17 protein-coding genes are annotated in these 23,382 nt (G+C 49.7%); 9 read left to right on the top strand and 8 right to left on the bottom strand.

Annotated elements, in window-relative coordinates:
- Positions 1-205: 205 nt before the first annotated feature.
- The 3 genes from AC0QH1_RS25210 to cdf31 form a co-directional block, all read right to left on the bottom strand.
- Positions 206-565 (bottom strand): 4a-hydroxytetrahydrobiopterin dehydratase, encoded by a 360-nt coding sequence (locus AC0QH1_RS25210; RefSeq protein WP_324634181.1) that lies wholly within the window; start codon positions 563-565, stop codon positions 206-208.
- 107 nt (positions 566-672) lie between these two features.
- Entirely contained in the window at positions 673-1,536 is an 864-nt protein-coding gene (locus tag AC0QH1_RS25205; protein WP_324634179.1) for a DUF6671 family protein, read from the bottom strand.
- Positions 1,537-1,933: 397 nt separating this feature from the next.
- Entirely contained in the window at positions 1,934-2,869 is a 936-nt protein-coding gene (cdf31, locus tag AC0QH1_RS25200; protein ID WP_324634178.1) for a CDF family zinc efflux transporter Cdf31, read from the bottom strand.
- A gap of 118 nt (positions 2,870-2,987) precedes the next feature.
- Between cdf31 and AC0QH1_RS25195 the strand changes: the two genes are divergently transcribed.
- A complete protein-coding gene (locus AC0QH1_RS25195) occupies positions 2,988-3,347 on the top strand; it encodes a hypothetical protein (protein ID WP_324634177.1) in 360 nt (119 codons plus the stop codon).
- Positions 3,348-3,445: 98 nt separating this feature from the next.
- Here the strand turns inward: AC0QH1_RS25195 and AC0QH1_RS25190 are convergent, their stop codons facing one another.
- The gene (locus AC0QH1_RS25190; protein WP_324634176.1) at positions 3,446-3,604 is read right to left on the bottom strand and encodes a hypothetical protein; all 159 of its coding nucleotides are present in this window, start codon (positions 3,602-3,604) and stop codon (positions 3,446-3,448) included.
- A gap of 33 nt (positions 3,605-3,637) precedes the next feature.
- On the opposite strand from AC0QH1_RS25190, the gene rfbF reads away from it, so the two are divergent.
- The 7 genes from rfbF to AC0QH1_RS25155 are packed head-to-tail and all read left to right on the top strand — an operon-like array spanning position 3,638 to position 14,468.
- Positions 3,638-4,408: a glucose-1-phosphate cytidylyltransferase gene (gene rfbF, locus AC0QH1_RS25185; RefSeq protein WP_324634175.1), complete on the top strand. Its 771-nt coding sequence runs from the start codon at positions 3,638-3,640 to the stop codon at positions 4,406-4,408.
- Positions 4,399-5,418 carry a GDP-mannose 4,6-dehydratase gene (locus tag AC0QH1_RS25180; RefSeq protein WP_324634182.1) on the top strand — a complete coding sequence of 340 codons (1,020 nt, stop codon included), beginning with the start codon at positions 4,399-4,401 and terminating at the stop codon, positions 5,416-5,418. The genes rfbF and AC0QH1_RS25180 overlap by 10 nt, the downstream gene beginning before the upstream one ends.
- Complete coding sequence (locus tag AC0QH1_RS25175) at positions 5,411-6,646, top strand: class I SAM-dependent methyltransferase (RefSeq protein ID WP_324634174.1); 1,236 nt, start codon at positions 5,411-5,413, stop codon at positions 6,644-6,646. The genes AC0QH1_RS25180 and AC0QH1_RS25175 overlap by 8 nt, the downstream gene beginning before the upstream one ends.
- A 31-nt stretch (positions 6,647-6,677) precedes the next feature.
- A complete protein-coding gene (rfbC, locus tag AC0QH1_RS25170; RefSeq protein ID WP_324634173.1) occupies positions 6,678-7,211 on the top strand; it encodes a dTDP-4-dehydrorhamnose 3,5-epimerase in 534 nt (177 codons plus the stop codon).
- Entirely contained in the window at positions 7,208-8,128 is a 921-nt protein-coding gene (locus AC0QH1_RS25165) for an NAD-dependent epimerase/dehydratase family protein (protein ID WP_324634172.1), read from the top strand. The genes rfbC and AC0QH1_RS25165 overlap by 4 nt, the downstream gene beginning before the upstream one ends.
- Entirely contained in the window at positions 8,128-8,892 is a 765-nt protein-coding gene (locus tag AC0QH1_RS25160; protein ID WP_324634171.1) for a cephalosporin hydroxylase family protein, read from the top strand. Before AC0QH1_RS25165 ends, AC0QH1_RS25160 begins: the two co-directional genes overlap by 1 nt.
- Positions 8,893-8,918: 26 nt before the next feature.
- Positions 8,919-14,468 (top strand): glycosyltransferase, encoded by a 5,550-nt coding sequence (locus AC0QH1_RS25155; protein WP_324634170.1) that lies wholly within the window; start codon positions 8,919-8,921, stop codon positions 14,466-14,468.
- Positions 14,469-14,527: 59 nt separating this feature from the next.
- Here the strand turns inward: AC0QH1_RS25155 and AC0QH1_RS25150 are convergent, their stop codons facing one another.
- Both AC0QH1_RS25150 and AC0QH1_RS25145 read right to left on the bottom strand, forming a co-directional pair.
- Complete coding sequence (locus tag AC0QH1_RS25150) at positions 14,528-14,815, bottom strand: DUF3288 family protein (protein ID WP_324634168.1); 288 nt, start codon at positions 14,813-14,815, stop codon at positions 14,528-14,530.
- Between the two features lie 46 nt (positions 14,816-14,861).
- Positions 14,862-17,261, bottom strand: a complete 2,400-nt coding sequence (locus AC0QH1_RS25145; RefSeq protein WP_324634167.1) for a tetratricopeptide repeat protein — start codon at positions 17,259-17,261, stop codon at positions 14,862-14,864.
- Positions 17,262-17,858: 597 nt separating this feature from the next.
- On the opposite strand from AC0QH1_RS25145, the gene AC0QH1_RS25140 reads away from it, so the two are divergent.
- Positions 17,859-19,922 (top strand): calcium-binding protein, encoded by a 2,064-nt coding sequence (locus AC0QH1_RS25140; RefSeq protein ID WP_324634166.1) that lies wholly within the window; start codon positions 17,859-17,861, stop codon positions 19,920-19,922.
- Between the two features lie 258 nt (positions 19,923-20,180).
- Here AC0QH1_RS25140 and AC0QH1_RS25135 read toward each other — a convergent pair whose 3' ends face one another.
- Positions 20,181-21,047: a calcium-binding protein gene (locus AC0QH1_RS25135; RefSeq protein WP_324634164.1), complete on the bottom strand. Its 867-nt coding sequence runs from the start codon at positions 21,045-21,047 to the stop codon at positions 20,181-20,183.
- Between the two features lie 12 nt (positions 21,048-21,059).
- Positions 21,060-22,769, bottom strand: a complete 1,710-nt coding sequence (locus tag AC0QH1_RS25130; RefSeq protein ID WP_324634163.1) for a methyltransferase domain-containing protein — start codon at positions 22,767-22,769, stop codon at positions 21,060-21,062.
- Between the last annotated feature and the right edge of the window lie 613 nt (positions 22,770-23,382).

Genomic DNA, 23,382 nt, shown 5'->3' with positions numbered 1-23,382 from the left:
AATGATAAAATAGGAGGTGAAACTCGATGGTGCAGGCAGGGCAGTTAAGCAAGCTATGCATTGCATTAACGTCCTGGATGCACCATCAGCTAGATTTTACCCGATGCTCATTTCCCTTGTCAAGTGCGATCGCCATTTTCCCAGCCCACCTAAGCCATCGGGTAGGCATTGCCCACCCGATGGGGAATTCCGAGGGGAGGAAAACTTAAGAGGCCAGATTATCGGTTTTGGCGGCCATGATAAAATCATTGCGGTGCAAACCCGAAATTGCGTGAGTCCACCAAGTCACAGTAAGCTTCCCCCACTCGGTCAACAAAGCGGGGTGATGCCCTTCTGACTCGGCAAGTTCGCCAACTTTGTTGGTCATATCGAGGGCCTGTTTAAAATTGTCCAATTTGTAAGTGCGTTCCAGACGAGATTGGCCGTCCACTTCTTTGATATTCCACTCGGGAACTTGCGGTTTGAGTTCGGCGATTTCTTCTTGAGAGATCGGTTTAGAATCCTTATTGCACGCCGAGCATTTTTCTTGAGTCAGATTTGCCAAGATTAAATCTCCTTTTGCCATTGATGTAACTGTATTTAGTGATACCAGGGATGATGTTTTGGTCGCATCCTCCCATCGGTATAAATTCCGGAAAGGCGATCGATCGGGGTTAAGACCTGCCAGACTTGCTAGGGATTGCAGTAGTGGCAGTAGGTAGGGTCGGCAGTTTGGCGGCCATCGGGATAGAGCTTTTCTTCGCGCAAGCCACATTTTTGGCAGTGATAAATCAGCGATCGCGTCAGGGGAGTGGGAAGCTGGCAAAGTTGGCAGGGTAAACCCGGTTGGCGGGCGATCGCATCAAATCCAGGCCAAGAACATTGCGGGCAAAATTGGTGCAGCTTTTGAATTAAATTCTCAGTTGCTTTTGCGATAACCTTCATGCGCGTGGGATTGTACATTGCCCGCATATCAGTTTCCAGATGAACCCGACCATCAGAAGAGCGTTTCCGGGCAAATTCCACTGCCTCAAAGAGTTGTTCTTCAGTGGTAATTCCCTTGATAATTTCCCCGTCACCGCGCGCGGCATCCCCGACAATCACCACCAAAGCATGGTCTGGGAAGCCAACGCTTTGAGCGAAAGAATAGGCTTGTTCGGGGGTAGAAACAAGCTGATGAGCGTAGTTGGTTTCTGTGGAGACTTCTTCAGCGATAATTTCTAAATCGTTAGCGGTATCGAGTAACAGAATGATTTCGCGATTGTGCGGGATGTAGGGGATAGCGGGATGAGGGCCAAAGGTGCCTTCACTGGCGAGAGCGAGGGTTTCTCCCGTCAAAGACATTGCTTTTTTTGCTTTCAATCGAGCCGCTTCGATTTGGGTGCCGAGACGTTTCACCTCCCGGGTGAACGTGCCGAACGCATCGGTATCGAACTCTGGAGGAACGATAACTTGCAGGTTGAATTGCCGATGCAAAAGCGGAGCGATCGCTTGCTCCTTGTGGTGCTTCGTTGCCAGCACAGCAACGCGATCGGTTAAGAATGACAGAGGAGTCATCGGTACGCACTGGTTAGGGGATAACGGCACCTTTTAATATACAAAAGAATTTTTCAAACCGCTTGCCGCTGGCTATTGGCGAAGGGGAAAGGTTAAGATAAAAGGCTTATACCGTTTTTCAACGATCGGGTTAGAGAAGCTTCCGACTACCCCGCTGGTAGAGACGCGATTTATCGCCTCTGGGACAATGGAAAACGCAAAAGCCATCCGTGGTGTTCGAAAAGGGGAGAAAGGTCAGCGGGGTTTGGATGGATGGCGGGGATAAAAAAGGGCGATCGCGGTTGTGGAAAACCCCGGTTAGAGCTGTGGAAAAGTCTGCGTTTCTGTGGAAAACTGCTAAATTTATGCGAACAGAATCATGCAGAGGAGACAGGGAAAGTGCATTTGGGGGAGGGAGTTAATCGGGTTTGCGATCCGGATTGGAAGCATAACCAATGCTTTCGGATTGGTAGCTTGGGGGTTCGATGTGGATTAAAATCCGGGCGGGGGAGAATTTAGCCGAGAGAAGGGCTTCCACTTTTTCGGTAATTTCATGGGCAGTTTTCACGTCATGGGCATCCACCACCATATGCATTTCGATAAACACCTGACGTCCCACCATTCCGCGAGAGGCGATATCGTGACAGTTAATCACCTCGGGAACCTGCATAGCGATCGCGTGAACGGCTTCCGGGGCGATCGCCACCTCATCCACCAACCAAGGAAGATTTTCCTGCAACACCTCCCACCCACTGCGAAACACCAGCAGCGCCACCGGGAAAGCCAGGACGATATCGAGCCATTGTAACTCAGGCAAATCGTGAACTCGTCCTTGCCAAACCCCAATCAACCCAGCAATCACCAGAATCGTCACCCAGACATCGCTCATGGTATGTTTGGCATCAGCGACCAGAATACTGCTCCCGATGCGCTGACCCACACGACGTTCGTAGAATGCCACAAAAATATTGATACCCAGGACCACCAGGAGGATCCACAACTGACCCGGGGAAATATTCACCGACTTGCTCTCAGAAAAGATGCGATCGACCGCACCTTGGAGGATTTCAAAACAGGCCACCCCCAAAAAAGCCGCAATGCCCAAAGCGCCCAAAGCATCGAACTTTTGGTGTCCGTAGGGATGTTCGCGATCGGGTTGAGGCGAAGCCCAGTGATTCGTCACCAGACCCAAAACATTATTGGCGCTATCGGTGACGCTGTGCAATGCATCAGCCAGCAGACTCAGAGAACCCGTCAGGGTTCCCACCACCGCTTTAATCGCCATCACCACCAGATTCAGGGCTAGGGTGATCAGCAGAACCTTGCGAACTTCCGCACGATTATCTGTCGCCACAAGTTTGTCCTCCACAGCTAAGAAGATTGTACGACATTTGGAGATTCAGGAGATTAGGCGCAACAGTGTTCCCATTCCCCAGTAGGATAAAGTAGCAGGGTATTTACAAGAATGGTTCATGTCTGATTCTCAGTTAACGCTAAATTTAGGCGAAGGATCGGTGTCCTTTCGCTTTACCCCAGAAGCCGCCAGGGAATTAAAAGAAGCCCTGGACGACTTGATGCAGCGGTTAAAAGCGATCGCTGCTTTTGCCGCACCCGGGGCCGGCGGTGGCAGACCCCAACCGCAGCAACCGATGGAATATCGGCATACCGGGGAGGTTTTTTTAGAGATTTTCTGCAATCCGAATATTTACCCCACCCCCTTTTCCGCCAAAGTGCTGATTACCCTGCGCGACGATCGCATCCGCATCAGCACCGAAGCCGAACTGACGCGGATCCGCGAAGATATCCACGAATATTTAGAGCGAGTGGGGTAGAGAGAACCTCGGGAAGGCGATGGCAAAATCGACTTTTCGTCGCTATTTTTTCTCGATTTAAGGAAAAGCCCATGAGAGAAAGGTAGAGCAGTGTAGGTTCAGAAAAACGGATGCTCTCTGATGCGATCGCCCACCGAGTAATACCCACTGTATTCGCGCGTCCAGACTAACATTGCCGAGAAAATGAAGCGCAAATTCTCCGAGTTAGAAACTTCAGCAATGGAATCAGCGAAACGAGCGAATACGAAATTTTTCAACAACCGAAGTCATTGTCGCAAGCAATAGGTTCGATGCAAGTCATCATTCTCGCCGGGGGTTTAGGCACGCGCCTCGCCGAACAAACCGAAGTTAAGCCCAAACCAATGGTCGAAATTGGTGAGCGACCCATCCTCTGGCACATTATGAAATCTTATGCCCACTACGGGTTGAAGGAATTTTTCATTGCCTTAGGCTATAAAGGGGAAGTCATCAAGCGCTATTTTTTGGATTACTACGCCTTGAACGGCAGTATGACCGTTAATCTGGCCAAAGGCAAGGTTAAAGTTCATCAGAATCAATGCGAAGATTGGACCGTCCACCTGATAGAAAGCGGATTGAACACCCTGACAGGGGGTCGAGTGAAGCGCTTGCAGCCTTGGTTGAAAAAAGAAACATTTATGGTAACATACGGCGATGGCGTCAGTGACATCAATTTAAACGAGTTACTGGAGTTTCATCGGTCTAGAGGACGACTGGCAACCTTAACCGCCGTGCGCCCGCCCGCCCGATTTGGGGGGATTATTTTTGACGGCGATTTAGTGGGGAAATTCACCGAAAAACCACAAATTGGAGAAGGGTGGATTAATGGGGGGTTTCTGGTATTAGAACCAGGCATTTTTGAGTATTTGGAGGGAGATAATAGCAGTTTAGAAGCCCAAGGATTGGAACGCTTAGCACAAGCAGGGCAATTGGCTGCCTATCGCCACGAGGGTTTCTGGCAATGTATGGACACCCTGCGCGACGTGCGACTGTTGGAAAGCCTTTGGCAAAGTGGAAATCCACCGTGGAAAGTATGGGAATAACAAAGATAGCGGCAAATCACTTTTGGCAGAATCGTCCCACCTTCGTTACTGGTGGTACGGGTTTAGTGGGCGGTTGGTTGGTGAAGCGACTGATAGAATTGGGAGCTGATGTGGTTTGTCTAGTGCGCGATTGGGTACCGCAAAGCGAACTGGTCAGCAGTCAAGCGATCGAGAAGGTGAAAGTGGTGCGTGGAGACGTACAAGATCGGATGCTGTTAGAGCGGATTTTGGGAGAATACGAAATCGACACAGTGATTCATTTGGCCGCACAAACCATCGTAGCGATCGCCAACCGCAATCCCATTTCCACCTTCGAGACCAACATTGCAGGCACTTGGTCGTTATTAGAAGCTTGTCGGCACAGCCCCACCGTCGAGCACATCGTCCTCGCCTCCTCAGATAAAGCCTATGGCGAAGCCCGACAACTTCCCTACGACGAAGAAACCCCCCTCCTCGGGTGTCATCCCTATGATGTCAGCAAATCCTGTGCCGATCTCATTGCCCAAGCGTATGCCAAAACCTATGATTTGCCCGTGGCAATTACCCGTTGTGGTAACTTTTATGGCGGCGGTGATTTGAATTGGAACCGCCTCGTCCCGGGAACCATTCGAGCAGTATTGCGTGGCGATCGCCCCATCATCCGATCCGACGGACACTACATCCGAGACTACTTCTACGTCGAAGATGGGGCCGCCGCCTACACCCTCCTCGCCGAGGAACTCGCCCACAACCCCGACTTGAGCGGTCAAGCCTTCAATTTTTCTAATGAAACTCAGGTGACAGTTCTCGAATTAGTCAATCGAATTTTAAGCTTAATGGGTTCGGATTTAGAGCCAGAAATTCGCGGGGAAGCGACCAACGAAATTCGCTATCAATCCTTAAGTGCGGCTAAAGCCAGAAAACTGTTAAATTGGCATCCGTTATTCTCCCTCGAAGAAGGATTGCAGCACACGATTGAATGGTACAAAAATTTTCTGGGGTCTGCAACAGGAGGTGCGGCAAATGCCTAATTTTGCTTGTCGTTCCTGCGGGAAAACTGAGCTAGAATTGGTTCTGTCTTTGGGCAAAACTCCCCTCGCCAATGCCTTGCTTACCGCCGAACAACTCAACCAACCCGAACCCACTTATCCCCTCGATCTGGCATTTTGCCCCCACTGCACCTTGGTGCAGATTACCGAAACCCTGCCGCCCGAGCAGCTATTTCGGGATTACGTTTACTTTTCTTCCTTTTCCGATACCGTCTTGCGTCATGCCGAAAGTCTCGTCAAGCGATTGATAGGCGATCGCCATTTACACCGCCACAGCCTCGCCGTGGAAATTGCCAGCAATGACGGCTACCTGCTGCAATATTATCAGCAACAAGGCATCCCCGTCCTCGGCATAGAACCCGCAGAAAACATTGCCAAAATTGCTCAAAAACAGCGAGGAATTCGCACCATTAGCGAGTTTTTTGGCACAGAATTAGCGCAGGAATTGATAACCCGGGGAGAAAAAGCCGATATCATTCACGCCAATAACGTCCTCGCCCATGTGGCTGACTTAAATGGATTTGTGGCAGGCATGAATTTACTGCTCAAAGACCGGGGAATCGCGGTGATAGAAGTTCCCTACGTGAAAGAGTTAATCGAAGGAGTAGAATTTGATACCATCTATCACGAACATCTCTGTTATTTTTCTCTCACCGCTCTCGATGGACTATTTCAGCGGCACGGACTGAACGTTGTGGATGTGGAACAACTGCCCATTCACGGCGGTTCATTGCGGCTGTTTGTTGCCAAAAAAGCAGCAGGCAAAGACGCGCGATCGACCCGCGTTTCCCAACTGCTTCAACAGGAAGCAAACTGGGGCGTCAACTCCCGGGAAATTTACCAGAAATTTGCCCGAGAAGTCGAACATCAACGGGATAAAATTCTGTCCCTGCTGCGCGATTTAAAAAATCAAAATAAAACCATAGCCGTTTATGGAGCTTCCGCTAAAGGCAGCACCCTACTCAATTACTTTGGCCTCGGTAAAGAAACCCTCGATTTCGTCGTAGACCGCAGCCCCATCAAACAAGGACACTACACCCCGGGAACTCATCTGCCCATTTATCCCCCCAAAATTCTGACCCAAAAAATGCCAGATTACGTCCTATTATTAACCTGGAATTTTGCCGAAGAAATCCTCGAACAACAAGCCGAGTATCGACAGCTTGGTGGTCGGTTTATTATTCCCATTCCCGAGTTAAAAATAGTCTGATAAGGTTCGATAATTTTCCAGTTTATCTGCCATGATTTTTACCGAAACGAAACTGAAAGGCGCATACATCATCGAACCCGAACGATTAGCAGACGAGCGGGGATTTTTTGCCCGGACGTGGTGCCAAGAAGAATTTAAAAAACGGGGCTTAAATTCCCAGTTAGTCCAGTGCAGTCTATCCTTTAACAACAAAAAGGGAACCCTGCGAGGGATGCACTATCAAATCAAACCCTATGAAGAGGCGAAATTAGTCCGATGTACCCGAGGCGCGATTTATGATGTAATGATAGATATGCGTCCAGAATCGCCGACTTTCAAACAGTGGGTAGCGGTGGAACTGACAGAAGAAAACCGCCGAATGGCTTACATTCCCGAAGGATTCGCGCATGGGTTTCAAACTTTGCAAGATAACAGCGAGGTATTCTATCAGATGTCCGAATTTTATCATCCCGAATCGGGTCGAGGCGTGAGGTGGAACGATTCCGCTTTTGGCATAAAATGGCCTGAAACGGGGAAGCGAATTATCTCGCCAAGAGATTGCCAATACGAAGATTTTAGGGGATGAAAAGAGTATTAGTAACCGGCGGAACTGGATTTATCGGAACCCCCTGTTTGCCTTTATTATTAGCCAAGGGATATGAAGTTCATGCGGTGTCTTCAAAAGAGGTAGGAAAAGATTCTGGAGGCTGCTATTGGTATCAAGTAAATTTGTTAGATAGCTCGCAAGTTTCTGAGTTAATGGAGAAAGTGAAACCGAGTCACCTATTGCACTTGGCGTGGTATGCCGTACCGGGAAAATACTGGACCTCCCTGGAAAATTTTCGATGGGTGCAAGCGAGTTTGCATTTGTTGCAGGAATTTCGCCGAAATGGGGGACAGCGAGTGGTCATAGCAGGCACTTGCGCCGAGTACGATTGGAATTATGGGTACTGTTCGGAGCAAGTGACCCCCCTGTTACCGAGTACCGTTTATGGAATTTGTAAAAACTCCTTACAAAATATGGTTTTGGCATTTGCCAAACAAGTGGAAATGAGTGCCGCGTGGGGACGGATATTTTTTGCTTACGGCGATCGCGAACCAGGCGATCGCCTGGTTCCTTACGTAATTCGTTCCCTACTGCAAGGAAAAACCGCCCGTTGCTCTCATGGCAATCAAATTCGCGATTTCCTCTACGTTAAAGACGTGGCAGATGCGTTTGTTACTCTGTTAGAGAGTCAGGTTGTCGGTGCGCTTAACATCGCTTCGGGAAAACCCGTGGCATTAAAGGATATAATCGAAAACATCGCGCAAAAGCTGAATCGGCCCGAAGCGATCGAACTCGGAGCGATTCGCGCTTCTGCCAACGACCCCCCCTTACTGGTGGCAGACATTCGGCGGTTGACCCGAGAGGTTGGCTGGCAACCAACATACGATTTAACCACGGGATTAGAAGAAACAATGGCTTGGTGGAAAACACGAGAGGAATTAATTAGCGTAGAGTAATGAAATTAATCATAGATACAGAAACCAGAGAACTGATTGAAGAAGTAGAGGGCTTTCAGAGATGTCTTAACCTTTATTCTAAAGAAGCCTTTGAATTGATTTCGCGCGAATGGTTGAAAGTTGGCTGGAACCAAAAATATACCTATACCTTTAGCTGGATGGGAAGACCGATAATTCAGTTGCCCGAAGATATGATTCGCATATCGGAAGCGATTTATGCGGTCAAACCGGATGTTATTATAGAAACCGGCGTGGCGCATGGGGGGTCGCTGATTTACTATGCCAGTTTATGTAAAGCGATGGGCAAAGGACGGGTCATCGGGATTGATATCGAGATTCGACCGCATAATCGAAAAGCGATTGAAGAACACGAACTGTTTCCTCTGATTACGCTGGTAGAAGGAAGTTCGATAGAAGCGGCGATCGTTGATAAAGTGAAATCCCTAATTCGCCCCGGGGAAGTTGTTATGGTGATTCTCGATTCATGCCACACCAAGCAGCATGTTTTAGCCGAATTAGAAGCGTACTGCGATTTGGTAACTCCTGGCTCGTATTTGGTGGCAACTGATGGCATTATGGAGGACCTGACTGACGTTCCGCGCGGTCATCAAGAATGGAGCTGGGATAACCCAAAAGCGGCGGCAGCAGAGTTTGCACAAAAGCATCCCGAGTTTGGATTAAAACCACCGATTTGGCCGTTTAATGAGAGTGAATTAACGGAAAATGTCACTCATTGGCCTGGGGCGTGGTTGTACAGAAAATAATCAGTCAAAGAAGAGAGGGAAAGTAGATGCAAGAGAATCAACCGTTAGTCAGTATTGGAATGCCGGTGTACAACGGCGATCGCTACCTGCGGCAAGCACTAGATTCACTGCTGGCACAGGATTACGCTTGCTTTGAATTGATTATTTCCGACAATGCCTCTACAGACAATACCCCCGAAATTTGTCAGGAATATGCCGGGAAAGATAGCCGGATTCAATATTACAGAAATTCCGACAATATTGGGTCAACCAATAATTTTAATAAAGTATTTGAACTCTCTAACGGTAAATACTTTATGTGGGCTGCCCATGATGATTTTTGGGAGAGAAAATTTATTGGGAAATGTGTCGAGGGATTAGAAAATAACCCCAAGGCTGTACTGTGCTGTAGTGAAGTGGTTTTCATCGATGAAAAAGGGAGCGTGAAAACCGACTGGACATCTCATCCTCAGAAAAAAAATGTAGCCACTGTGGGGATGAATTTGGTGCAGAGAAGTCATCAGCTCATTGCCAAAGCAGGTTGGTACACGATTTATAGCTTAATTCGGCGGGGGGCACTCCTCAAAACAAATTTACTGCTAGATAAGTATGGTGCGGATGTAATTATTTTGCAGGAACTCAATTTATTGGGCGAATTTGCTAAAATAGATGAACCTTTATTTTTTTATCGACTGCACGAAAGTCAAGGGTCTTTAGAAGAGGTAAAACAAGCCAAGTTAAAAAGGCAGAAGCCCTATTCTGGTTTAGTAAAAGACCTACTTGATGTGGTGCTAAAATCCAACCAAGTAGATGAGTATGTCAAAGAACAAGTTCGAGCGGATTTTATTGAAACCCTGGCTTTTCAAAATTCGGAGTTATTTAATCTTATAGCAGCAGAACAGAAGCTTGACTTGAGAAAAGAAATCAGCCCGGATGACCTGCGGTATTTTATATATAAAATTTTAGAAAAAGGCGATTTAAACGCCAACAAACAATCACCCGATCGGGCAGAGTCAAACCCCAAAGAACCCTTGCCTAAAAAAGCGCTAGTTGCCTACCAAAATTATGTTTATCCGCCGCGATATGCCTCGGATAGACGATGCTTGTTGGTCATCAACGGGTTGAAAGAATTAGGGTATGAAGTAACGTTATTTAGTTCCAACTTGTTTACGAATATTGCTTGGACGGAGGAAAACATCCCCCAGTTAGAGCGAGAAGTGGGAATCAAAGTAGATATTCATCAAGTGAGTCAGGGCGATCGCCAATTTGTAGAGGAAGAATTCCGCAAAACCGGAGGACGTCAGTGGTGGAATATGTATTCCCCGGGTCTGCGGGAACATTTTCGCCAGCTTTTCCACCGCTTACAACCGGATATAGTGGTGATTAATTATGCGTTTTGGGGAGAACTGGCGATCGCAGATGAGTTCAAGTCTGCCCTGAGGATTATCGACACCTTGGATTTGTTGAGCTTAAATCAAAAAATGGCAGGTTTAGTCTCTAGCTTTTTGGCAAGGCGTCAGATTGATGGGGAATTTTTGGATGAAAACTTTTTTAACAAGCGGGGCTTGAGCGTAGATGAAAAAGAGTATAAAATATACGATAGTTACGACTGCACGATTGCCATTACGCCTCAAGAACAAAAGCTGATTGAAGAACATACCTCGCAAACTCAAGTCATTCATATCCCCTTCACTTTTGAAGTAAAAGACACCGAGAATACCTACCGTGGCAATCCGGTATTTGCCATTGGCCCGAATGCGTTTAATTACCAAGCGTATATATATTTTGTCGCCAAAGTTCTGCCGCGCGTATTAGCTGAAGTACCGGAATTCGTACTTAACGTTATTGGTGATGGAGGTAAATTTTTGTCTCCAACCAGGGGAACCCAATTACTCGGTTTCGTTCCCGATTTGGAAAAATTTTATCAGGAAAGCCGCTTTGCCATTTGCCCGATGCTTGGGGGAACGGGTCAACAGCTCAAGGTACTCGAAGCAATGGCTCATGGCTTGCCGGTGGTAGTATTGGAAAATGTTGCACAACGTTGTCCGATCCAACATGGAATCGATGGATTTGTGGCCAAAAACGCCGAAGAATTTGCCAAATACACCATCGAGTTATTCCGCAATCCCCAACTTTGTCGCCAATTGGGAGAAGCAGCACGGAAAACGATCGCCGATAAATTCTCCAATCAATTATTACTAGAGCGTCTAGAAGAAATGACCGATCGCGCGCCGATGAAAACCGCCAATAAACCCGTCAAAGTTATTGTAGACGGGATATTTTATCAAATCAACCAAACCGGTATCGCTCGAGTCTGGCACGCCCTGCTGCAAGAATGGGTAAAAACAGGCTTTGCCAAGCAAATTTTATTCCTCGATCGCGTGGGTACCGCCCCGAGAATTCCGGGCATCAAATATCTCTGCATTCCGGCTTACGATTACAACAATACCGACAGCGATCGCGCCATGTTGCAGAGCATCTGCGACGAAGAAAACGCCGATATCTTTATCTCCACCTACTACACCACTCCCCTCTCCACCCCCTCAGTCTTCATGGCTTACGACATGATTCCCGAACTGTCTCGAGCCAATCTCTGCGATCCCATGTGGCGCGAGAAACAGTATGGAATTCGTCATGCCTGTGCCTACATTACCATCTCCAAAAATACCGCTCGCGATCTCGTTCGTTTTTGGCCCCAGATTCCCCCAGATTGCATCACCGTTGCTCATTGTGGAATATCCAGCTACTTTTCCCCCGCCACCCCGGAAGAAATCCAGCAGTTTAAATCCAAATACAGCATCTCCAAACCCTATTTTTTACTCGTGGGCAGTCGCGGTAATCTCAATCACTATAAAAATGCCCTGTTATTCTTTAAATCCCTTGCTGAAGTACCGAACTGCAACACCTTTGAGATTGTCTGTGTAGGCGGAAAAGCCGAATTAGAACCCGAATTCCAAGTTTATGCGCGAGAAACGAACGTTCGCGTTATTCCACTGCATGACGAAGAATTACGCATTGCTTATTCCGGTGCGATCGCCCTGATTTATCCTTCCAAATATGAAGGATTTGGGTTGCCATTGCTCGAAGCGATGGCTTGTGGTTGTCCCGCGATTACCTGTCCCAATGGGGCAATTCCAGAAGTGGCAGGACAAGCAGTAATTTATGTTAAAGATAATGACACGGCTGCAATGGCAAACGCCCTATTGCAAATTCAGAAACCCGAAATTCGCAATACCTTAATCGCGGCTGGATTCGAGCGAGTCAAACAATTTTCTTGGCAAAAAATGGCCGATCGCGTCAGTTCTGTGCTAATTGAAAAAGCTCGTCAACCCGCGAAATTTGCGATCGCCTCTACCGCCCCCTCCGCTATCGAACAATCCCATCCCAAACCTTCTGCGCAATCTGCTGTAAGCAACCCCCGTCAAACCCGCCAGCAACTCGCTCGGCAATGGCTGAATTTGCCCGCCGAATCCCTCGATATTGCCTATTGCGGCACCCTGGGACAAACCCACAAAGCACTGCTTGAAAGCAACATCAAAGACGAACCCCTCAACCCAGACGAACGAGCCTTCGTCCGCGAAATCGCCGCCAACCTTGCCCGAGGATTTCAGCATCCCAACGCCATCCAATCCTTCCTCGCCGGAATGCTTTACTGCTATCCGCATCAACTGAATTTAAACTATGAAAACGCCCCGATTCCTCGATGGCTGGCTGATGACTATATCAAATTCATGTTTTCCTTTCCCAATATTTTCCACGAGAAAGGAGAAGCGGAAAATTACTGCCAATACCTGCAAGACTGGCTGCGCTACGTTCATACCAAACTATTCAGTAATCCCCAGTCCCCCGTCTGGCGGAAAGTGGCCGAATTTTTCACCGATAATCCCACCTTTCGGAACCCTTACTTTAACGCCGCAAATCTGAAGGAACTGTACGTCCAATGGGCTGATATTGTCGAATTTACCCTGAAAAATCGGGGATATGCGCTCGATTATCGCTTCCGCGATCGCCCTGCCAGTCGGCAAAAAATCCGCATCGGAATTTTAAGAGACCATTTCAGTCCGGCAACCGAAACCTTTGCCACCCTGCCGGTGTTTGAAGCGCTCGATGTCCAACAGTTTGAGATTATTCTCTATGCCACTTGGACCAATAACAACAGCTTAGAACGCTATTGCCAAAGTTGTAGCGCCCGCTTCGTCGAACTTCCGGAAAACCTCAGCCAACAGGTCCAACAAATTCGTGAGGATGACCTCGATATCTTATTTATCGGCACCAATATCACCTATACGAACAAACCCTTGACCCATTTAGTCATGCACCGACTAGCGCGGGTGCAAGTCACCTCGATCGCCTCCCCCATCACCACCGGGATCCGCAACATAGACGGCTACATTGCAGGGACTCTCACCGCACCCGCCGCCACCGCCCAATCTCAATATCGCGAACAACTGATCAACATCGAAGGATCCGGGCTGTGTTTCCGTTTCCCCACCACCCAACCCGCACCCACCGTGAATCCCACCCGTGCAAGTTGGGGTGCCACCGACTACACCGTGGTGTTTATCTCCGGGGCCAATTTCTACAAAATCATTCCCGAATTGAGCGAAACCTGGGCCAAAATCATCGCCGCCTGTCCGAACTCCATTTTAGTGTTATATCCCTTTGGTCCGGCTTGGAATAATACCTATCCCGCCGAGGCATTTCTCGAGCGATTGCGAACCACATTTACCCAGTATCATATCGACCCAAAACGTTTGGTGTTGATTAATACCTTACCCAGTCCCACGGATATCAAAAAGTGCGTTCAACTTGCCGATATTTATCTCGACTCCTACCCCTATAGCGGAGCCACTTCCCTGTTGGATCCGCTAGGATGCGGCATTCCAGCGATCGCCTGGGAAGGAGACACCCTCCGTTCTCGCCAAGGTTGCGCACTGCTGCGCGAACTGCAATTGCCCGATTTAATTACCGATAGCGAACAAGCTTATATCAACCTCGCCATCACTCTCGCCAGGAATCCCCAACTGCGCCAGCACTATCGACAGCAAATTCAGCAACAAATGCAGAACAACCCGCCATTTTTAGATAGTGCTTCCTACGGTGCAAAAATCGGCCAAGTTTTCGCGCAATTGTTCCGAGACTGGCAAAATCAACCCCACCCCTCTGTAACCCCAGGCTCTTCCCTTTCCGACTCTGGATTAACTGCCGAATTTCTCAACCGACTGATTGGCTGCGCGAACCTCTATTACATCGACCCCACCGACGCATCCGTACTGGCAGAACTGCGCGAAATTCGGCAAGAATTTGCGGAATTTTGGTTAAGCGTTCCTCCGGAAAAAATCCAGCCGTTCTATGCCAGCGATGTGGGTAAAGCCCATGAAAGTGTAATGAAAAGTGGGGTTCAAAATGAACCGCTTACCGATACCGAACGGCAGTTGGTTGCGGAATTGACTGCCGAGATTGGGCGAGGATTGGATGCGCCGAAAGCGATAAATAGCCTATTAGCTATTCTGCTTTATCGGCATCGGGAGCAATTATCCTTGCCTGAGAATTCTCTGCCCGCGTGGCTGAAAATTCCGGCGGTGAATCCAGCATAGTATTGAGTAGGGTGGGATAGCCCACCTTCCTCTTGTTTTTCTGTTAAATAACAGTGAGATTACATCCAATCTTCGCTGTCGTTGTCTTGGATGCGATAAACGCGACCTTTGCTGTGAATTTCCCGAGTTTTTTCAAATAACATTTCTTCGGTCATATTCCAGCGCTGTAGCACTTGTTCTAAATTGGCCCACAGCTCTTTTTCTCCGGGAAAACCGCGATAGCGAATTCGCAACCGACCTAATTCTGCTAAATTGCGATCGCTGGGTTCTCCTGTCAACAGGGCGCTGACAATTTCGCGATCGCGACTTCCTTGTGGATGTTGCTGGTCCTGCTGTGATGCTGCCATAACTTGACAATTCCTCCCTTGATAACTGGATGGATTGGGTTGTTTTCTACAGACGATTTCTTAATTGCTCGAATATTTCATACATATCCCGAGCAAACTGCTTGGGGTTCCACAAAGGAGATAACGCTTCGGGTTGCTTCGAGTGGATTAACCGTTGTTTGATGTCCCAGCGCAAGCTGGCATCTTTGCCCAAGCGAATTCCCCAGGCGATATAGTCATCCCAACTCCAAGCGATTCCCGCCTCAATTCCCAGGGTTTTGAGAAAAGAATACCCCATGCGCGAGAGCGATTGTTCGCCGGTTCTGGTGACAATCGGCAAGTTAAACCATAAAGCTTCCAGGTTATGGGTACCGCCATTGTAGGGATAGGAATCTAATAAAACATCGGCGATACTGTAGATAGGGCGATGCGCTTCTTCCGTGGGCGATCGCCCCACACATTTCACCCGCGCCCTCGCCACCCCCGACGCCAAACAGGCGCGATCGTAAGCCTCCCGAATCACTGCCGGATCCCCTTGACCTTTGTGCAATAATATGCTATTGGGAACCCGATCGAGAATCTGAATCTGTGCCCGAACCATTTGGCGATCGAGCTTTTTCCCCGGTGCGACGCACAGGTAAACCACCTGCTGCGAATCGATTCCCATTCTCTGGCGCGCCGCTTCTGTGTCGATCGCCTCCCTGGCAAATCCCGACACCGCCACAAACGAATTCGGCATCCGCACTAACTGCTCGCAATAGTGGGGTTCTATCCCTTCTGGATGGGTATGCCAGTCCGATAAATAGTAATTTTTCTCTGACATAAACGGCGCATCAAATCCCAACCACGACACACAAACTGGCGCGGGTGCGCGGTAGAGAATTTCCAGATTGGGCAGAAAGGTTAGAGAATCTAAGTCAACTAAAATATCGAGTTCGTCTTGTAATATTTGCTCGAGTATCTGCAGTTTGGAGTTGTCTGAATCTTGGGGAAAGGGATAGAATTTTGCGGCAGTTTTTTGGAAGTGTTCGGTTTTATCGTCAACCTTTTGGGAATGGGTGACGTACAAATAAATCTGCGGCGAAATTTCCGACAAGGCGCGCAGGATATCCGCACTACACCAACCTACAGAATGGCGACGAAAGTGGGGGGAAATAAACCCGATTTTAAGCGGCTGCGAGGGTGATTTTGGCCGGAAGGTTGTGGCGGGGGTTGCCGGGGGGTGATTTTGGAGTTCTCGATCGAGTTGTTCGGCGGTTGCTTTGCCAAGCAGTTGAGAGAGCTGAAAATTACGACTGCGATCGTCTCGTAGATGGGGCTGGGCATATAAGAGATGACCGTACAGATTTTTGATGAAATTTTGCGAAAAATCATCGAAGCCCGCCGCGATTTGAGTTTCCAATTGGCGAAACGTTTCCGCAGCGAATTCATTGCGTCCCGCGTGTAAAGCGTTGGTGAGGGCAGGAATCGCGGCGATAATCTTATAAGGAGTTGAGCATCGAGTTAGATAGCGTTCCGAGGCGGTGCGTAAGCGAGAAAAATGCTCCACCGCTTCTGGGGGACTGGTGAGGAGATTAAATAAGCTTTGATGGGCGGCAACAAAGTCAGGTTGTAGGGAAATTGCCGTTAAAAAAGACTCGACAATCGAATCAAAGCGGGGGTGGATGAGGGGGTGAGTGTTGGGGAATTGCTGCAAAAGCGTTTTGCCCAGGTTAAAATGCAAGCCCGGGAGGGTTGGGTTAAGGGCGATCGCGCGATTCAAAAAAGCCACCGCTTCATCGAGACGGTTTTGTTTTGCTAGAGCAGTGGAGAGATTGGAATAAGCCTCAGCCGAATCTGGCTGCAGGGCGATCGCGCGGTGGTAAGATGAGATCGCCTCATCCAGTCGTTCCAATTCGAGCAAGCCATTGCCTAGCTTTAAATACGACTGAAATCCCGCCATTTGCGGTTGCAGGGCTAACGCCTGCTGCCAAGACGCCAGCGCTTGCGCAAACCGACCCAAATCGGAATAAATCTGTCCCAGATTCCAGTGGACGCCTGCCAGAGTGGGTTGAGCGGCGATCGCATTTTTGTAGCAAGCGATCGCCTCCTCCAACTGTCCCTGACGATACAACGCGCTGCCGAGATTGGCATGAGCCGCTGCAAAATCTGGCATAATTTCTACAGCCCGAGAATAAGCCCGCTGGGCTGCAGGGAGGTTGCCCATATTGGACAGTGCATTTCCCAGAGTCTTGTAAGCCTCGGCAAAATCCGGTGCCAGCTTTAGTGCAGTTTGGCACTGGGCGATCGCCTCCGGAAAATCGCCTTGGAGAGTGTAGACTTCTGCAAGTAGGCGACGAACTGTGGGCTTGTTCGGATCGCGATTGAGGGCTTCTCGATAGCAAGCGATCGCCGCCTCCCACTGTCTCGCCGCTTGGCGCTCCTGACCCTGTTGCAACCAAAACTCAACCCCATGCAAATCCACCACAACCACATCCCTCTTGCAATTTTTTCCCTCGAATCTGTCAAAGCAGTGTTGTATGGATGGCTTCCGGGGGGGAAGACGCTTCCGAATCGCCTCTAGCGGCGATCGCAATCATTTGCAGCCTTACTTACCCCAGCGCCCCGGTACCCTAGCGCCCCGGTAGACAGAAAACTTTCTGGCAATCCACCCGGTGTCAAATGCCATAGAGTGAATAAATAATTTACTATCAAACACAGAGACCTCTCCAGGGCCTTGCACCCTAGGGAACTCTGGGATGCACATGATAGTCCTGCATCCCAGTCTTGTCAAGATAAAATCTATGAGCAATGCTAATCGGTCCGCTCAAGAGTCAACAAAAGTTTGCCATCTTGCCAGACTAGACATTAGCACCCAATTGGGCTAGACTTGCTGCTGACAGAAAGACCAGACGACTCAACCGAACCCAAGGAGTTCCGACGTTAGCTGCCCAGGCAGTCTAAACCAGGACGAAACGAAACAGATGAGGAGTGAAAGACACGAATGGTTAGAATACTCGATACACTACCTACAAATACGAGCGATACTCTAGATCTTAGTTTGTTTGGACTAGGCGCGGACACTGTGCTGGGCCTAACGAATTCCGACTTTCTAATCTCCGATGTCGTCGGTGCCAGCGTGTTGTTTGGCAACACGGAAAATGATTCCCTGATTTCCGCCGGCCCGGGAGACACGGTGTATGGCGGGCAAGACGACGATTTCCTCGTCAGTCGAGCGGGGCGAAGCCTATTCTTTGGCGATTTAAGCCAAGATCGATTTGAAGCGCGAGGGAGCCTCGGTCAAGATACCGTATTTGGCGGCACCGACAATCTGACTGAAAACCGGGAGCAAGATAGCGACGATATCTTCAACTTCGGGAACGCGATCGGCGGCAGCAACCTCGGTTTCGGGAACGGCGGAGACGACTTTCTCAGTGGGTCGGGCTTCGGGCAGGATACCCTCTGGGGTGGGATTGGCGACGACACGCTTCAGGTCGTTGTACTGGGTTCTGGCGGTACCGGCGGCGGTGCTGGTGGGTTCGTCCCCGACACGGTACCCGGATTCAGCGGCGTCAATCCCGTGATTGTCGGTGGCGCGATCGGCTCCGATGTGAGCGTTGTCGGCGCAGGCGGCGTGGGACCGACGAACAATCCAGGGCGGAACTATCTGTCTGGGGACAAAGGAAACGACGTGGTTTTCGGCGTGGGCGATCGCGATACCTTGAGCGGCGGTGTGGAGAACGACACCCTGTTCATGCTCGGTCAGGATGCCCCGATCGTGCTTTCCGGCACCTTTGCGGATCCGACCCAGCAGGGGCAGAACCTCGGCACCCAGCTCGCGTTAAACGGCGTCCCCCGGAACAACCTGGTTCACGGCGGCCTGGGCGATGATAGCATGTGGTCCTTTGGGGGCGCGCGCGGACGGCAAACCTTATTCGGTGCTGAGGGTGACGATACCTTGGTCAACCTCGGGACTCAGGTCCTCGCCTTTGGAAACACCGGAGCCGATTATTTAGAAACCCGCAGCTATGCCAACAGCACCTTGTACGGTGGTCAAGATGGTGACACCGTGGTCTCTGGTCAAGGGGGGAACCCAGTGGTTGACTCCGGTAGCGGCAGCAACCTCTTGTATGGTGATAAAGGCAGCGACACCCTGCTGAGCGCACAGACGCGAGATACCTTATATGGCGGCACCAGCGGCACCGATGCAGACACGGTTGCCGGTGCCAATGATGACGTTCTCTCCCTCGGCGGTGGCACCAGCATTGGCTTTGGCAACAAAGGGGATGACAGCTTAATCGGCACTGGAAATAGCGTCACCCTCTATGGCGGGGAAGGTAGCGATACCCTCACCGCTAGCGGAATCAGTAGCTACCTCTCCGGAGACAAAGGAAATGATTCCCTGTGGTCTTCCGGTAACAACAGCACCTTGTACGGCGGCGCAGATGCCAGCAGCGATACCCTCCTCACCGCTGCCGCCGGAAACACCTTGCTCGGCGGGGAAGGCGATGACTCCCTCCTTGCCATTCTCAGGGACAATAATGGCAATATTTTGGCCGGTGGCAACGGCACCAACTCCTTAATTGGGGGTGAAGGGAATGACATACTAATCGCTGGGAAAGCCAGCGATACTCTCCTCGGGGGCGCTGGTGATGACAGCTTAGTGGGAAGCGCAAAAAACGATCTGCTCAGGGGAGACGAGCCAGGTCGTGACTTCCTCGAAGGTTTCAAAGGCACAGACACCTTAGTCGGCGAATCCGGGCAGTTCGATGGTTTCGTGTTCCGCACGCCGAATACCGGAGAAGTTGGAGATACGATCACCTCTGCTACTGGCACTGCATTTGAAACTGGTACGGACAAGTTCTACTTAGAAGTGGGTCAAAAGAACTTTAACTTCCAAGTGGGTGCGGGTCAAACCCTGCGAAGCAACATTGACTTTGTAACCACCACCTCGGCTTATACCGGTTCGTTCACCTCGATTGCCGCGAACTCCACCCTGCCTTCCGTTATCTTCCAAGACACCGGTGATGGTGGGTTCTTGCTCTATGACGCGAATGGTGCCGATGCAACCGGTGGTCTGAGTGGGGTCACCACGATCGCAGCCATTACAAGCGGTGAAGTCAACTTCAACGATATTGTCTTGTTCTAATTCTCAATTCGCTGTTTTCTCAGCATCAAATTAGTCAAGATAAAAAAAGCCAGAGATGCAAGTCTCTGGCTTTTTTTATGTCAGTCCCAGTTGAGTCGGTGCGTGACCCCCCGGTTTCCCTTTGACTGTGGCACCACCGATTGGGTGCGGGGGGTCACACACCCTACCTGGTCTTTGTGATTGAATAACCAATGACCAATGACCAATGACCAATGACCAATGACCAATAACCAATGACCAATGACCAATTGGTTTTCTTTACCTTTTGCCGCCCTGAATGTCCCGACCAATTAAACTTAAAAATGCCGTGCCGAAGTGCTGAATTTCCAGAAAACTGGCATTATCCGGGGCGGGTTTGTAAATTCTAAAGGTTCGCATAATCCCCAGGGTGGCGGCACTTTCCAATGGGCCGATAAACCGGGTATCGCGGTCTAAAAAATAAGGCTGCTGCGCCCAATACCCCATCTGTTTGGCATTCAAAAAAAAGCAACCGGCATGGGGATTTAGGGTGCGGCGAAACATCACGGGATGTTCCATAATATGCCCTTTCAACTCTGGTTTTTCCGCTACATTTTGAAACCGTTCTGTCACTCTCGCCGCCAGTTCTCCATCGATATAGGCTTTGCCAATCCCACCGGCAGGGGAAAGTTCGTAGCGATTGGGCTGTAGCAGGTTGAGGTCGCCGGCTTGTTGGGTAAACCAATTTAATTTAATAAAAAGCCACGGGTCGCGCAGAATTAAATCATCTTCTAAATAACAGTAATAATCATAACGACCGAGGCAATCTCGCAGCAGGGCGTGACACTCAAACCCGAGTAGCATGGGTTCTGCTTGGGTGGCATGATGATGATAAACCCCCTTGGGAATGGGAAGCTGACCCAAGAGGTGATGATTTCGGGTGGTACAGATAACAATATCCAGGTCGTGGGCTTGGGGTTTGTTCACGGGCACTGCTACAGCATGGGCAATATCAATCAAACGCTGGGATTTGCCAAACAATGCCCACAAGTGGGTTATGCAGGTACTCAAGGCGATAATACGCGATCGCGAATCTTTGCTGAGAGAACCATGTTTCCCACCGCCATCCGGATTAAAATAATGGGCAATCGCGAACAGAATTTTCATCGGCTCCTAGCATTAATCTTCAAACAATTTCGGAAAGCGATCGCGTAGAGCAGCATTCAATTCCGGGAGGCGATCGCGCATCTGCAAATACCACTCCCACCGCTCTCGATAATGCTGGCACAACAAGCGATTCTGCGCCACCCACTCATAAGCATTCCCCGCCAATCGCCGCCGCAATTCCACATCTTCTATCAACCCTTCTAACTTCACTTCAAACGCTTCGGGCGAATGATAAATCAACCCGGTTTCCCCTGGCTCAATTGACTTCTCATAAACCGTGGGACTCGCCAACACGCTCACCCCATGACCGGCACATTCAAGAAACTTCAAATCCGATTTCATCCCATTGACCCGGTTGGGCATCAGCGGTAACAGCGCCACATCACATCCATGCAAAATTTCCTGATAAACTTCATACGGCGAAAACGGTTGAAATTCTTTATTCTGCGTATCTAAAGAGTTAAAAAACAATTCATCGTGCAGCACCTTCACCCGCACTCGCTCCCCATATTTTTTCAACACCCGATTCAGGGCCGGCATAATCGGTTCCCAATCCTTTTCCCGATTCAATGCGCCAAAAAATATCGTACAAGTCTCATCATCCGGATAAACGCGGCGGGGCGGCAAATAGGCAAGCTGATTCTGAAATACCGCCACATTTGGATTGTGCTGACGCAAATAAGCCGCTAGGGGTTCGGTAGAAGTTTGCACGCAATGGCAGCCGCCGTAGCTGAGAAAATGATTGTTCGCGTATTGCGGACGCCGCAGGGGGTCATCATCAATTTCCGCCACAATTAAATACCCCCGGCGCAACAATTCTTTCAGTTTGGACAAATCTTGCGGATAGTCTAAAATGGTTCGCTGCCAAATAAAGACCTTTTCTTCGTGGGGGAGCGCTAAATTCACATCGGCAGTTTTGACGCCCGAGAGGGTTCGCACTCCAGGAATGGTAGCACTAAAGCGGTCTGGCTCTAATACCCGCAGGCGATCGCACCCCGTGGGAGCCATAATAATCGTCTGAATTAACAACCGTCGCGGTGCAGTGGCAGATTTCTGGGCGCGCACCACATATTGCAGCGCCCCTGTTTGCGTCGCAAAGGTCGCCGGGTCGATTTTTAATGCCTGCACCACCGGGGCTAAAATTTGCTGGAACTGTTGAAATGCCTGCCCTTGGCGTCCCCGGGTTTGGATTTCATATGGGTGCAACCCCGCATCGGCAAATAACTGTTTGATGCCGTCTAAGGTGAAAAACCGCAGGTGGGTGCGGTCTAGCAATCCTTGCTCTTGATATTCCCAGTTTCCGCGCAACAAATTGACGATCGCACTCCAGTGTTGAATATTCGGAATGCACGCCAGCACTTGCCCCTCGGGTTTCAACCACCGGGCATGACGTTGCAGTACCCCCCAAGGGTCTACCATGTGTTCGAGCACGTCCCCATACACCAAACAGTCAATGCTCTCTTGTGCAAAGTCGAGGCGCGGGTCTTCCGGGTCTTCCGCATTGGCGACAATCACCTCATCGAGCCTTTGCGCTGCTACTTGTGCTGCCTCTGGCTCTCGTTCGATGCCAATATAGTGACAGTGGGGGTTAATTCGCTTGTACTGCGCCCCTAATGCTCCTGCCCCACAGCCTACCTCTAGGATAACTTTGGCATCGGCGGGCAGCACTTTGAGCAAGTCTGGGTTGACGCGATCGTAGTAATCAAACTCAGGTGATTTCATGGGTGAATTCTGGATTGTTCAATTAAGCTTTTATAGCAGGGAATCGGGATATCCTGGCTGATGCCTACTCCCACAATCCTGGAAATAGGCAACCGCCTTACTGGCAAATCCGGCAAACATGGTCTGTCAGCCAACCGAATCCACTCCCCCCGAGAGCAGCAGGGGGTGGAATAATGCCCACCGACAACCCAATTGCGCGATCGCAACTTCATCTTATTTTAAGGGGCGATCGCAATCAACCGAGGCCATAGGCAAGCGGTTTTTTGCCTTTGCAAGTCTCAGATTGCCTTCACCCCTTCCATCGAATTGCTGTAGCGAGTTCCTAAACCTCCAGGCGATCGCCCTTGCCCACTTAAAGCAATTTATGCATTGCTTTTGTGCCCTGCCTGCACCATCCACTCCATTTTACCCACTATCAATTGTTTTGTCAATCCCTTCGCGGAACAATTTGGGTCTAGCTGCTGGAAATTGGTGCGTGACCCTCACAGGAGTTGCGCCACGCACGCAAAGCATTGCATAAGTGCCCTGCCTCCCCCATTGACTTCATTCTACCCCCTACCGCTTTTTTTGTCAACCGCTTCGGGCAACAATTTCGCGCGCATAGCCAAATGAC

It is taken from the genome of Phormidium sp. CCY1219 (assembly GCF_055795085.1).
Note: the sequence above shows the minus strand (reverse complement) of the source record. Positions and strands in the feature narration are given on the sequence as shown.